Origin of the sequence: Candidatus Methanoperedens sp., assembly GCA_012026795.1 — an archaeon.
Taxonomy (GTDB): domain Archaea; phylum Halobacteriota; class Methanosarcinia; order Methanosarcinales; family Methanoperedenaceae; genus Methanoperedens.
This window is the reverse complement of record VEPM01000019.1, coordinates 21189-34613: the sequence shown is the minus strand read 5'-3', so window position 1 is coordinate 34613 and position 13425 is coordinate 21189. Positions and strand designations below refer to the sequence as shown.

At 43.9% G+C, this 13425-nt stretch carries 17 protein-coding genes; 3 read left to right on the top strand and 14 right to left on the bottom strand.

Annotated features, from left to right (window positions below; translation table 11 throughout):
• The first annotated feature begins 167 nt into the window (after positions 1–167).
• The 3 genes from FIB07_10485 (at position 168) to FIB07_10475 (ending at position 3923) form a co-directional block, all read left to right on the top strand.
• Positions 168–572: a DUF2178 domain-containing protein gene (locus tag FIB07_10485; GenBank protein ID NJD53282.1), complete on the top strand. Its 405-nt coding sequence runs from the start codon at positions 168–170 to the stop codon at positions 570–572.
• A 134-nt stretch (positions 573–706) separates the two neighbouring features.
• Complete coding sequence (locus tag FIB07_10480; protein NJD53281.1) at positions 707–1753, top strand: DUF4367 domain-containing protein; 1047 nt, start codon at positions 707–709, stop codon at positions 1751–1753.
• Between the two features lie 115 nt (positions 1754–1868).
• Complete coding sequence (locus FIB07_10475) at positions 1869–3923, top strand: sodium-translocating pyrophosphatase (GenBank protein ID NJD53280.1); 2055 nt, start codon at positions 1869–1871, stop codon at positions 3921–3923.
• A 38-nt stretch (positions 3924–3961) separates the two neighbouring features.
• Here the strand turns inward: FIB07_10475 and thiC are convergent, their stop codons facing one another.
• The 14 genes from thiC to FIB07_10405 form a co-directional block, all read right to left on the bottom strand.
• Complete coding sequence (gene thiC / locus FIB07_10470) at positions 3962–5242, bottom strand: phosphomethylpyrimidine synthase ThiC (protein ID NJD53279.1); 1281 nt, start codon at positions 5240–5242, stop codon at positions 3962–3964.
• 84 nt (positions 5243–5326) lie between these two features.
• The gene (locus FIB07_10465; GenBank protein NJD53278.1) at positions 5327–6787 is read right to left on the bottom strand and encodes an RtcB family protein; all 1461 of its coding nucleotides are present in this window, start codon (positions 6785–6787) and stop codon (positions 5327–5329) included.
• A gap of 184 nt (positions 6788–6971) precedes the next feature.
• A complete protein-coding gene (locus FIB07_10460; protein ID NJD53277.1) occupies positions 6972–7421 on the bottom strand; it encodes an archease in 450 nt (149 codons plus the stop codon).
• Entirely contained in the window at positions 7421–7720 is a 300-nt protein-coding gene (locus FIB07_10455) for a hypothetical protein (protein NJD53276.1), read from the bottom strand. The genes FIB07_10460 and FIB07_10455 overlap by 1 nt, the downstream gene beginning before the upstream one ends.
• Before the next feature lie 122 nt (positions 7721–7842).
• Positions 7843–7992 carry a 30S ribosomal protein S27ae gene (locus FIB07_10450; protein NJD53275.1) on the bottom strand — a complete coding sequence of 50 codons (150 nt, stop codon included), beginning with the start codon at positions 7990–7992 and terminating at the stop codon, positions 7843–7845.
• Positions 7993–8026: 34 nt separating this feature from the next.
• Positions 8027–8371: a 30S ribosomal protein S24e gene (gene rps24e, locus FIB07_10445; GenBank protein ID NJD53274.1), complete on the bottom strand. Its 345-nt coding sequence runs from the start codon at positions 8369–8371 to the stop codon at positions 8027–8029.
• A complete protein-coding gene (locus FIB07_10440; protein NJD53273.1) occupies positions 8346–8906 on the bottom strand; it encodes a DUF359 domain-containing protein in 561 nt (186 codons plus the stop codon). Before FIB07_10440 ends, rps24e begins: the two co-directional genes overlap by 26 nt.
• Before the next feature lies 1 nt (position 8907).
• The gene (locus FIB07_10435) at positions 8908–9096 is read right to left on the bottom strand and encodes a DNA-directed RNA polymerase, subunit E'' (GenBank protein NJD53272.1); all 189 of its coding nucleotides are present in this window, start codon (positions 9094–9096) and stop codon (positions 8908–8910) included.
• A complete protein-coding gene (locus FIB07_10430; GenBank protein ID NJD53271.1) occupies positions 9097–9741 on the bottom strand; it encodes a DNA-directed RNA polymerase in 645 nt (214 codons plus the stop codon). It lies immediately after the preceding gene.
• A gap of 21 nt (positions 9742–9762) precedes the next feature.
• Positions 9763–10131 (bottom strand): DNA-binding protein, encoded by a 369-nt coding sequence (locus FIB07_10425; GenBank protein ID NJD53270.1) that lies wholly within the window; start codon positions 10129–10131, stop codon positions 9763–9765.
• Positions 10128–11363: a translation initiation factor IF-2 subunit gamma gene (locus tag FIB07_10420; GenBank protein NJD53269.1), complete on the bottom strand. Its 1236-nt coding sequence runs from the start codon at positions 11361–11363 to the stop codon at positions 10128–10130. The genes FIB07_10425 and FIB07_10420 overlap by 4 nt, the downstream gene beginning before the upstream one ends.
• Before the next feature lie 53 nt (positions 11364–11416).
• The gene (locus FIB07_10415) at positions 11417–11848 is read right to left on the bottom strand and encodes a GNAT family N-acetyltransferase (GenBank protein NJD53268.1); all 432 of its coding nucleotides are present in this window, start codon (positions 11846–11848) and stop codon (positions 11417–11419) included.
• A gap of 6 nt (positions 11849–11854) precedes the next feature.
• Entirely contained in the window at positions 11855–12949 is a 1095-nt protein-coding gene (locus tag FIB07_10410) for an SPFH/Band 7/PHB domain protein (GenBank protein NJD53267.1), read from the bottom strand.
• A 38-nt stretch (positions 12950–12987) separates the two neighbouring features.
• Positions 12988–13425 (bottom strand): NfeD family protein, encoded by a 438-nt coding sequence (locus tag FIB07_10405; protein ID NJD53266.1) that lies wholly within the window; start codon positions 13423–13425, stop codon positions 12988–12990.

Genomic DNA, 13425 nt, shown 5'->3' with positions numbered 1-13425 from the left:
AAATAGTTGCATATACCTAACATAATGTTACATATAACTAACATTTAGAGGTTTGATAGAATGGAAATAACAGGAACAAATAAACAACTATTGATTTTCAGGCCACCAGTATTGCTTGGAGCAGTTATGTCATTCTATGCTTACTTTGTAAGAAAAGGTGATATCGAGTGAACAACTTCAATAGAAAATGGGCATATTTGATTCTCATTCTCGCGCTTGTGGCATTAGCAATTACAATTATCCAAGAAATTTCAGGAAGAACTCCGAACTATTTTGGCAATGACGTAATTATCCAGACTATTTTCAATTTTGACATAATCATATTCTCCCTGTTTGTTCTGTCAATACCAACAACAGGAGCTGTGGGCGATGAACGAACCAAAAGAGCTGGCTCAAAAGCGAGTTTATACGCATTTTTGATCCTTGTGGTATGCCTGCTCCTATTGGGCCTGGTCAACAGTATCTGGCTGGCAACCAAAGATTACCGCTTCATGCCTTTTATACTCGCACATATCGGAATATATTCGTGGGCAATATTAACCTATTATTTTGTTAAAAATGGTGAAGTTTAATGAAAAATATAGGTGGTTTTATCTTTGAGAACAGGCTCAATCAAACAGGAATTATCTAATTTGCGGTTATTAACGTGATAAAAAACGGGATTTGTGGGTCGCGTTTCTGACAAAAATAATAAAGGAGGAAATATATGATTAAAAGAACAGGAGTAGTTCTGTTCGCAGTTATTATAATATCCCTTATATCGGGATGTACTGCAAATATGTCTGCCGAGCAGATCGCACAACAGATGAAAGCGAAACAGGATAGTATAAAAGACTATTCGGCCACTATGGTAATTACTTCGGATTATGGGGGCAAAAGCGAGATAGCAAAAGCAAAAATGATGAACAAGATGCCTGATAAAAGCCGGATAGAATATCTTGAACCTTCAAAGATGGCTGGCCAGGTCATGGTCAATGACGGCAAGACTATATGGAGTTATGACCCGGAGAAAAATGAGGTAACCAGGATGGATATGCCTGAAATTGCCAATCCTCCTGAGCCGGATTACACTAAATTTATTCAGGAAATCCTGAACCAGACAGACATATCTTACCAGGGCACGGAAAAATTTGAAGGGAGAAGCGTATATAATATCAAAGCATCGCCAAAAAACGGCAGTATGATGGGCATGCATTATAATATGCTGGTGGACAGTGAAAACTGGATTCCTCTCAAGACAGAGATATTGGATAAGAATGATAAGCTTATGACTTCAATAGAATACCGCGACATGAAATTCAATACCGGAATACCCGACAGCGAATTCGAGTTCAAGATACCTGAGGGCGCAAAGGTGGTTACAAGAGAGCTTCCTGCGCCGCCCAAAAAGCTGACACTTGAGGAAGCAAGGAAAGAAGTCAATTTCACAGTTCTTGTGCCTTCTTATCTGCCTGAGGGTTTTACATTTAACAGCAGCACAGTGTTCAAATATGAAAATATCGAATCTGTGTCACTGGAATATAAGAAAGGTTCTCAGATACTTTCGCTTTCCGAGACACTGCAAGATGAATCAAATCCTTCGCCTGATATAGACGAAGTCGAGAAGGTCAGTATTAATGGTGCGCAGGGGAAAATAATATCAGGATTTGGCGAGACCAGAATACTGATATGGAACATTGGCAGGCTTGAATTAGCCCTTTCCAGCCAGTTAAGCAAAGAAGAAATGATCAAAGTAGCGGGGTCGATTAAGTGACCCTGCTTTTATTAATGGCAATTAATTGAAATATACAGCTTCCTGAAGCCAGCTCATCAAAGGTAAATAATATATATAGTTAGAACCAACTTGGCGGAGCAATATAGGAGGAACTATGGACATTACGAATTTAATGTTGTTTTCGGCCCCGCTTGCGGGAATTATAGGATTAATATTTGCCGTGTATCTTGTTTTGTATATTTTAAAACTTGACGCCGGGTCAGACAAAATGAAACAAATTGCAGCAGCTGTACAGGAAGGCGCCATGGCCTACCTGAACAGGCAGTATAAGACCGTCGCAGTTATCGCGGTCATACTTACTATCGTGATCGCTTTTGCAATAAATACAGCCACTGCTTTAGCATTTGTCCTTGGGGCAGTAATGTCGGCAGCAGCAGGATACCTGGGCATGAACATATCAGTCCGGGCCAATGTGCGCTGCGCCAATGCTGCTAAAGAGGGAATGAGAAAAGCCCTTGATGTGGCTTTCAAGGGCGGCGCTGTGACAGGGATATCTGTTGCAAGCTTTGCACTTCTTGGTGTCAGCGGATTGTTCATAGCCTTTGGAGGCAACGCCGGTGCCGTAGATAAAATCGTTGGATTCGGATTTGGCGCCTCACTTATCAGCCTTTTTGCAAGGATAGGAGGCGGCATTTATACAAAAGCAGCAGATGTAGGGACAGACCTTGTAGGAAAAGTAGAAGCAGGTATTCCTGAGGATGACCCCCGCAATCCTGGTGTCATTGCAGACAATGTCGGGGATAATGTAGGTGACTGCGCAGGAATGGCAGCAGACCTTTTTGAAACTTACGCAGTAACCGCTCTTGGTGCAATGCTAATCGGTGTAACTGTGACCGATAAATATCCGAACGCAGTCATTTATCCTTTAGTTATTGGCGCTGCAGCCATTATTGCTTCCATTATTGGTGTCCTCTTCGTGAAGCTTGGGAAATCAAATAATATTATGGGGGCCATGTATAACGGAGCGATCATCGCAGGTATAATATCTTTGATACTATTCTATTTTATAACACAGCAGTTGATGATGGGCGATACCGGTTTATTCATAAGCGCCCTTGTTGGTCTTGGCGTAACCGCAGCCATGATAATAATAACTGAATATTATACGGCAACTGAGCATAGCCCTGTCAAGCAGATAGCCAATGCATCAGTAACAGGTCCGGGAACAAATGTTATTACCGGTCTGGCGGTAGGTCTTCAGAGCACGGCTTTACCTGTGATCGTAATATGTGCAGGGATACTCTCTTCATATATGGTCATGGGTGGAGGAACACTCGGGTTATATGGTATCGCAATAGCAGCGGCGGCCATGCTTTCAGTTACAGGCATCATAATAGCTATAGACTCCTACGGCCCGATCACAGATAACGCAGGCGGGATAGCTGAGATGGCGGAATTACCAAAGGAAGTAAGGGATATCACAGACCCTCTCGATGCGGTTGGCAACACAACAAAAGCAGTAACCAAAGGTTATGCCATAGGTTCAGCAGCATTAGGTGCACTTGCGCTTTATGCAGCCTATAGCAGCGAGATAATAAAACTACGTGGAAGCCCGTTAGAACTCAAGCTTTCAGACCCGATGGTACTTGTTGGATTACTCATCGGCGGCATGATCCCATTCCTGTTTGCAAGCTTCCTGATGGGAGCTGTTGGAAGGGCGGCAACGACCATAGTTACAGAAATCAGGCGCCAGTTCAGGGAAATAAAAGGCATAATGGAAGGAACGGCAAAACCGGATTACGGGCGCTGTGTGGATATCGTTACCATTGCAGCCCAGAAGGAAATGATCATACCCGGTCTTCTTGCAGTGCTATCTCCTCTCTTAGTAGGTTTCATCCTTGGCCCGGTTGCACTGGGGGGTCTCCTCATTGGTGTTATAATCTCAGGGCTGCTTCTTGCTCTTATGATGACAACAGGAGGAGCAGCATGGGATAATGCCAAGAAATACATAGAATCAGGAAACCTTGGCGGGAAGAGACTGCCGGACGGCAGCAAAAATCCAACGCATGCGGCAGCAGTTGTAGGCGATACAGTTGGTGATCCCACAAAAGATACAGCGGGCCCGGCCATTAACCCATTGATTAAAGTAATGAATATCGTGGCAATATTATTCGCGGCGCTGATATTGAAATACAATTTGATCGGATAAAAAAGGAGAATATTGACTGTTCTCCTTTTTTAATTATTTTATCTTTCGAAATTAAAGTTCTGTTTTACGATCTTAAGAGCGCAATAGTTCCCGCACATAGTGCAAGCTTCTTCATCATCCGGAGAGCGGCTGTCTCTTACTGATTTTGCATATTCGGGATTGATCGCAAGCTCATACATCTTTTCCCATTGAAGATCACGCCTTGCTCTTCCCATGTCCATATCACGCTGGCGGTCTTTGTTCTTGACCATATCACCTATATGCGCCGCGATCCTTGCAGTAATTACTCCCTGCCTTACATCATCCACATTTGGGAGGGCAAGATGTTCAGCCGGTGTAACATAACAAATGAAATCCGCGCCATAAGCGCTGGAGAGAGATGCGCCTATTGCTGCCACAATATGATCAAATCCAGGCGCGATATCCGTAACAAGCGGACCGAGCATATAGAAAGGCTTCTCGCCGCTCAGACGCTTCATAAGTATTACGTTCGTTTCTATTTCGTCAAGCGGGATATGACCCGGTCCTTCGACAATTGTCTGGACACCTGCTTCATGCGCCTGATCAGATAGCTCCGAGTTCATAATAAGTTCCTGGATCTGTGCCCTGTCAGTGGAATCATGAACAGCGCCCGCGCGCATGCCATTGCCCATACTGAGTGTGACCTCATGTTCTTTCATTATCTCAAGGAGATAATCGAATTCGCTGTAAAGCGGATTTTCTTTCTCATTATGCAGCATCCATGCTGTCATGAAAGCGCCGCCGCGTGAACAGAGTCCTCCGAACCGTCCCTGTTTTTTAAGCCGCTCCACTGTGAAAAGGTTAATTCCCGTATGTATCGCCATGAAATTCGTGCCAAGCTTTGCCTGTTTTGCAGTGACCTTAAAGAGATCATCTTCTTTCATCTCCACAACAGAACCGTATTTTCTGATCGCTTCGATAAAAGCCTGGTAAAGAGGCACACTTCCTACTGACAGGGTCGTAGAATCAATGACCTTTTTCCTGATATCGTAAAAATCCCCGCCTGTTGAAAGCTCCATCAGGGTATCGGCGCCTGTTGCTTCTGCAACCTTGGCTTTCTTGATTTCCATATCAACATCCATAATATCGGATGACGTCCCGATAGAGGCATTAACCTTTGTGCGAAGCCCCTTCCCGATCCCGCAGGGCCTTGTATGGCGATAAGGGCTGACCGGAATGACTATCCTTCCGCTTTCTACCCCGCGCCTAACAAATTCAGGTTCAACGCCTTCAATCTCAGCCACTTTTTTCATTTCTTCAGTAATGTTGCCATTTCTTGCTTCAGTGATAAGACTCATAAAAATTACCGGCTTTCGAAATGTAGCAATGATACTTAAATATGTTCAATCAAAAAAATTGATCTTAAATCAAGTAAAGTTGATTCATCCTTTTGCCACTCCCATTGGCATAAGTTTTACGACTTTTCTTGCAATGCCAAGCTGGTGCACCACGTCAACAACTGCTTCACTTGATTTATAGACGCCAGGGGCTTCTTCTGCAATTATCGAAGGGTGCATGGCCATGACTGATATTCCCTTTGCAGCCAGATCCTTTTGTATTGTCTCGCCGCGGAATTGGTGCTTTGCAGCCCCGCGGCTTGAAACCCTGCCAGATCCATGACATGCGCTTCCGAAGGTGAGTTCCATTGCTTTTTCTGTTCCGTGCAGAACAAATGACGGGGTGCCCATACTGCCGGGGATCAATACCGGCTGTCCCACTTTCCTGTAAATCCGGGGGACATCATTATGTCCGGGCGGGAATGCCCGTGTAGCGCCCTTCCGGTGCACATAAACCATCTTTTTTTCACCGCCAATGGTATGCTCTTCCAGTTTTGCTACGTTATGCGCCACATCGTAAATAAGATCCATTCCAAGGTCTTCCCGCCTGAAAAAACGCGTGAATGCCTCCCTGACCCAGTGAGTAATGACCTGCCTGTTCGCCCAGGCGTAATTGGCGCCGACAGCCATGGCTTTATAATAATCCTGTCCTTCCTGTGATTCGGCAGGCGCGCAGGCAAGCTGCCTGTCCGGTAGCTGGATCCCGTATTTATGTGTGGCTTTATCAAGGATCTTGAGATAATCATCGCATATCTGGTGACCCGCGCCCCTGGATCCGCAGTGTATCATGACAGTAACCTGGCCTTTATGAAGCCCGAAAATCTTTGCAACTTCAGGGTCATATACTTCATCCACATATTGCACTTCAAGGAAATGGTTGCCGCTGCCAAGTGTGCCGAACTGTGGTTTACCCCTTTTTCGCGCCTTCTCACTAACCTTTGCAGGATCGGCTATTTTCATGTAACCATTCTCCTCACAATGCTCGATATCTTCTTTCACGCCATATCCGCTTTCCACTGCCCATCTGGCGCCGTGAAGGAATGCATCTGTCAGTTCACTCTCTGAGGCGCGAAGCTTGCTTTTTGAACCTACACCGGATGGGATCTCATGGAAAAGAAGCTCAATGAGTTCTTTCATCCTTGGGCGCACTTCATCCACCATAAGATTTGTTTTGATTATCCTGACCCCGCAATTGATATCGTATCCAACACCACCAGGGCTTATAATACCTGTATCCCTGTCAAAAGCCGCAACTCCCCCGATGGGAAAACCATAACCTGAATGCGCATCAGGCATTGCCATGGCGAATTTCTGGATACCCGGAAGGGTTGCAACATTGGAAACCTGGGTAAGTGTGTCAAGTTCAAGGCTGTCAAGCAATTGCGGTGAAACAAAAATGCGCCCTGGAACTCTCATACCGGGTTTGTAGCCAATGGGTATGTCCCATGTGTAATCATTAACTTTCTTGAGGATGCTTGCAACATCTTTTGTATTTGCTTCAGACATGTTTCCCTTCCTTGCTTCGTTCTTTGCGGCCTTTGCATACTTTGCGGTGAATAAATCCAGACACCACGAATAACACAAAGTACGCAAAGATATTATAAAATTGTTTATTAGTATCTTTATTCGTCACAAAGTTATTAAGTTTGATGCAATTTCAAATACAATTCCGGGTACAATTTCAGGTATTTCAGGTATCTACAACAACCTGAACCCGGAATCTCCCGGTCTCATCCTGCTCCACCTCAAGTTCATGTAAAGTCACAGCTTTCACCTCTGTATCGAACTTATGGTGCGAAAGGTCAATCGGTGCACCCGATGCTATCCCCTTCAATGAAAAACCCTCCCCCGTTCTCTCTATTTTTTCAATCCTGAATTCAGAGAATATTATCTCATCCACCTCGAACAGGTATAATAATTCGGATAGCCAGTCAACAAGAAGCATTTTAATATCGGATGATATTAATTCGACCCTCCTTTCCTCACTGGCCTTTAAGCTTGACGTATCTATCATCACATTGAACAGGGCAAGCCCGGCATTCTCAAAAGCTTCTTCAAGTGTAAGACCAAAAGCCATGAACTTGGCATCTGCTATGTGTTCCAGGAATTCGTATTTTCCCTCGCTTTTTTCCCCGGTCATCACTCTTCGAATCCGGTCCTCTTGATATCCTCAAGTGTATCTTCGATCTTTTCAAGTTCTGTCCTGAATTCCGAATATGCCTCTTTAGCAGATTTTGTGGCAACAGCGCCCTGTGTAGAAGGAGTGATCAAACCCTGCTGCTCAAGAACACGCAGTGAATATCGTACAAGATGATCAGGTATATTTGTTTCAATCGATATTTTTAATATTCCGATAGGTCCGCTATCTATCACTTTCTTCAGGATGATGAGGTGCCTTTTTAACAATTCAAGTTCGTGCTGTACTCTCAGGGTTAGCATAATCAATCCTTAGAGTTGTAACTATGGGCATATCTAATTTAGCATATAGCTCCAAAAATAATGCAATAGAAAATACAATAGAAAATACTATTGAATATAATTAAAAGAAATGAAGAAAAAGATTATTTCTTGAATTCGGTATAACCACACTTACCGCATGAATTGCGGTTCTTGTGTTCACCAAGAAATACCCCTGGTCCACATCTTGGGCATGATGGTTTTATCTTTTCTGCTTTATTTCCGCTGATTTTATAGAATTTATTTACTGCCATTGAAATCCCTTTCTGTTTCTTTGTTCTCTATTCTCTATTTAGCCTCAGGTTTAGGTTCTGACGGGGCTGCAACCGGTGCCGCCTCCGCAGGCTGTCCTTCAACTGCCTTTGGCGCATCCCTTGCCATCAGGTGCTGGTGAGCAAGCTGCTTAAGGCGTTCTTCTGTCTGGTAGAGGGATACTGTCCCTACCATTTCCTGCTTCCCATATATTGTATCGAGATGCTCAACCACGATCAGTTCCGGTTTGGAATTGAGCAGAGCTGCAAGTTTATTCTTTAATTCTATTCTCGTAGCCGTTGTTTTATTTTTTACAGCAACCGAAATCTCTCGTCTCTGTAATAAGGGATTTGTCTTATCTTTGATAATCTGGATTTCCATTATTTTTCTCCTTATATTTCATTCGATTAAGTAATAATTGTATTTCTTTCTTCTTGTCCTCGGTAACGTGGACAACTACCGCCCCTTTGTCAGGCAAACCATATATAATTACTGATGATATGGGCGCCATGGCAATCGCAGGAAGAGCTGCCAGGTCTTCCTCACCCCTGACAACGATCTGTATATGTTTATCAGATCCCATAGCTGCTTCTATCTCCTGCAACAGTTCTTCCGTTATTATTCCAGGCGGGCTTTCCACAGTTATGGTACTGAAGTGGCCATGCTTTGTTCCCTGTGTAATTTTATCGGAAACAGGGCTGCGTTTTGTCTTATTATCAACAAATGATATATCGGGAATAAGACCGGCGTTTAGAAGATTGAATGTCACAATATCGCCGACAGATATTACTTTAGTACAATTTTTCAGATCATGGATGATTTTTTTTGTAGTCTCGATCCCGTCTCCGGGATATAACTCTCCATGGAGTTGCCTTAGTTCATCTCTTAACTCCACAGGCAGGCAGTATCCTTTCAAGTTATCTGACCTTCAACGCATATTCACCGGGTAATTTGACTCCGAGTCTTTTTGCAATTTGTGATTTTTCGGGGTCAATTATTACTACATAACCGCTCCAATCGCTGGTAAGAGCCGTTGAATTGCAATATGAGCAGACCTGGCTTTTTTTCACTATCCTGTGGCATTCCCTGCAAACATTATCCGGCATTTATGCTCCTTCGGGTTTTGATTCATCCTGCTTTTCGGGCTTTGGCGAGTCTTCTTTTTTCTTCTTCTTAGGCTTTCCTTTATCTTCGGTTTCATCCCTTGGTTTTCGGGCTTCTTCTATCCAGTCCATTTTGCCAAGGGCATGCTGGCGCATGGTGAGGCCGATCTTGCTGTCCCTGGGTTCACGCTCATTCAGGCTAACAGCGATTATCCTTGCTCGTATGCGGTCTCCCTCTGTGACAGAACGGCCGGATTCCTTTGTTATCAGGCGGGAATTTTTCTCATCATAAGTAACGAATTCATCAGTCAGCTGGCTTACATGCACGAGGCCGTCAAGAGGACCGATTCCTACAAATACCCCGAACTGGACTACTTCAACTACGCTGCCTTCAATGATCTCCTGGAGTTCAGGCATGAAGGTCAATGCGTCAAAAACCGCATCATAATATACTCCTCCATCCCCTGCAAGTATATGTCCTTCTCCAACTTCAATAATATCCTTGACCGCAACTATCGCACCCATCCTCTTGTCAACAAGTCCTTCAAGTTTTTCCCGCAAAGCGATTTTTACTGCCTGCTCAACCGGTTCGCCAAGTAGTTCTGGTGCAATCCTCACCGTATCTGCTAATCTCATTTTCTTATACATCTAAATCCTCTTAAAAAGGTATTATATACTTAAACGAGTTCTATCTCGAAGATACACATTAGTAACTCCCTTACTACATAATCTTTTCTTTAATTCGGTATCATTGGTAAGAACTGCCGCGTCCATATCAACTGCCAGGTCTATTATAATATCATCTGCATATCCGTTCCTGTCAATTATGGTACACCTGTCCAATAAAGATAATGCTATTTTGGCAGCAGTCCTGTCCCTGCCGCGGCCGGTCAACACAATCTTTTCAAGCTCCTTTACGGAAGCGCCTGGAACAATATATGAAAAAAAACCCAATTGCTGCAATTCGGAAAATATATCTATCCCGAATTGTCCCGGGATCATCAAACCATTTGTATCTATGATCACTTTTGATCTCATTTATATTCTTTCAAAATACCTGAACCGATAAGCCTCCAGCGCGCGCCTACACGCCTGCTGATCGCGATATGGGAACCTTTATCTGCGCAAATTGGCCTTTTGAGCCTGACTTCCGCATCCATAGACCTTGCGCTTGTGACTACGCCAATTGTCGTCGCTGTTCCTATATTCAGCATTAAAGGTTCATTTGAACGTATTGGTTCAACTGTGGATTCATCACTTACCCCGACCACCCTTTCAAGAAGTTTTGTTTCCATTACAAAGCCTTCTATAGTCGGAGGCAATTTTCCCGGTATGCCTGCGACCTGCCCCACAAGTGCATCGCTTTTTGTTATCGAGGGATCAAGTTTAGTGCCAATCCCTATGAGTCCTCCTGGCCTTGCTTCTTCCATCTCATCATTTCCTGCATGGATGGTTGTGATAACAGTTTTTATCGGAACCCATTTGACAGTTCCGCCCGTTTCAACTTTCCTGCCTGGTCTCATTTCTATTTCATCACCTGGCCTGAAAATACCGCTATTCAAAGAACCGCCGATAGCGCCTCCTTTTAGATTTTCAGGATGGGTCCCAGGCCTGTTTATGTCGAATGAACGTGCAACGAACATTAAAGGTGATTTTTTAAGGTCATGTTCCGGGGTAGGAATATATTTTTCAATGGCTTCAATGACCAGGTCGATATTTGCATTCTGCTGGGCAGAAACCGGTATGATCGGTGCATTTTCCGCAACCGTACCTTTCACGAAAGCCTTTATCTGGTTGTAATTTTCAAGCACTTTCTCGCGCGGGACAATGTCGATCTTGTTCTGGATAATAATAATGTTTTTTATCCCGAGGATATTCAATGCCATTAGATGCTCTTTTGTCTGCGGCTGGGGACAAGTTTCATTTGCCGCAATAACAAGAAGCGCGCCGTCCATAAGAGCTGCGCCTGATAACATTGTCGCCATCAATGTTTCATGACCGGGGGAATCCACAAATGATATTGAGCGAAGTACATTTGTTTTTGCACCGCATATCTCACATACTTCTTTGACAGTAAAACTTTGAGGCTCAGGGCATTCAGGACATTTCCTTAATACGATATCCGCATAACCAAGCCGGATTGAAATGCCTCGTTTAATCTCTTCGCTATGCCGGTCAGTCCAGACACCTGAAAGTGCCTTGACAAGAGTTGTCTTGCCGTGGTCAACATGTCCTACGATGCCAATATTTACAACAGGTTGCAATGAAATCCTCCGAAAATGATGTTCCTACATTAGGCTCTTTGTATTTAATGGCTTTTACATTAATATTTCTTTTCGCTTTTCATGGCGGTTTGCCTGCAAATATCATACTTATCACACTGCGCGCAATCTTTCCAGATGACTTTTTTCTCGTTATTTTGAAGCTTTGTAAATCCTTTCTTTTCAAAAAAAACAGGTGATGTGGTACGAAGATAGATTGTATCTGTCAAACCCTGCGCACGTTGTAATATTGTATCCACAAGTTTTGAACCCACACCCTTGTTTCGGTAAGATGGAAGTATCGCAATGGAGCGCAATTCCACGATATCCCCCGGATCAAGACATGCGCAGCCTATTATCTTATCATTCGTTTGTGCAACTATGAATTCAGGCAGGTTTTTTTCTACATTTTCCGTATCAAGATAATAGAAAGAAAGGATGGTTTTGATATCCTTCAAATCTGCCTGTATTGCCTTCCTGATGTCGAAATCCATTCGGTTTTATTCTTGTTTTTTCTTCTTTGGAGCCTCAGGCACATCAGAGCTTTTGATCTTCTCTGCCTGTTTCAGACTCTCTTCAGTTTCGCGGGCCATCTCCTTCTCAATGCTCTGTAGCTCTTGCCTGAGCTCCTCAGGCCTTGGTATCCTTCCAAGCACTTCATCTGCCGTACCAACGATCTTTTCCGTATCCATCGGTGATCCGATTTCCTGGATCTTCTCGGAAGCTCCAAGGTATTTTGCAGCCTGGTCAATCATCTTTGAGACCTCCATCGGGAAGATTATCTTTGTAGCCTGGCCGTTTGCCACATTTTTCATCATATCCATAGTCAGAACGGTCAGGGCTTTCTTATCAAGAGGCACTGCGCCAACTGAAAGTATCCTCAGTCCCTGTGCTTCTCCCTGTGCCCTCAATATCTGTGAAACCCTTTCACCTTCAGCTTCGAGTATCTTTGACTGCCTCACACCTTCGGCATTCAAGATATTTGCCTGCTTGGAGCCTTCTGCCTGGAGGATCGCGGCTTTCTTCTGTCCGTCTGCAAGTAAAATGGCCGCTCTTCGCTTCCTTTCAGCAGATGTCTGTTCTTCCATAGCACCTTTTACCGTGCCGACAGGATCGACTTCCCGTATCTCTACAGCTTCTACTTTAACACCCCATGCATCGGTGGAATGGTCAAGAATATCACGGAGTTTTGTATTAATAAAATCACGATTATAAAGGATCTCATCAAGTTCCATGTCACCCACTACGCTTCGAAGAGTAGTCTGCGCAAGTGATACTACAGCAACATGATAATTGACTACTTCAAAATATGCTTTTTCAGGATCTATTACCCTTATATAAACAATTGCGTCAACGTTGGTGGGCGAGTTATCCTTGGTGATGACTTCCTGTCGCGGCACATCAAGGACCTGGGTCCTCAGGTCAAGCCTTATGACATCGCTTATCAGTGGAAACACCCAGTTAAAACCGGGATTTAACCGTTTCTTGTACTGTCCCAGAACTACCCATAACGCCTGTTCATAAGGCTGTATAATCGCAACCCCTGAAATAAATAGTATCAATATTGCTACTGCGATAAATATCGCGATAAACATTTCATATGCCACTTTTAATCTCCTCCTTTACTTTTCCTCTACTCTTCTTTTACTCTTACATGAACTCCTTCTGAGTTTATGACAATTACTTTCGTTCCTGTTTCAATTACGCTATCTGAAGTTGCGCTCCATATCTGGTTTCCGATCTCGATTTTTCCTGAAATTGATCCGGGATGGACTGTTTTCACGACTACTCCCTTCTTTCCTGCCAGGATATCCATACTTGTTGTCTGCGGTTTCTGTCCCGGCGCTATTTTTCTGTAAAAGGTGATCGTTATGATACTGGAAACCAGCGCAGTTATAACTATTATGGCAGGAGCATAATCCTGTGCTACCTCTGGAATTAAAAGAGTGACTACGCCGAGTACTATTAGCGTTGTTCCCGGAACAGCCACAAAAAAACCCGGTTGTGCTGCTTCAACTATAAGAAGCCCCAGGCCGATAATTATCATCAGCCAGCCGACGTCTAATTCCAT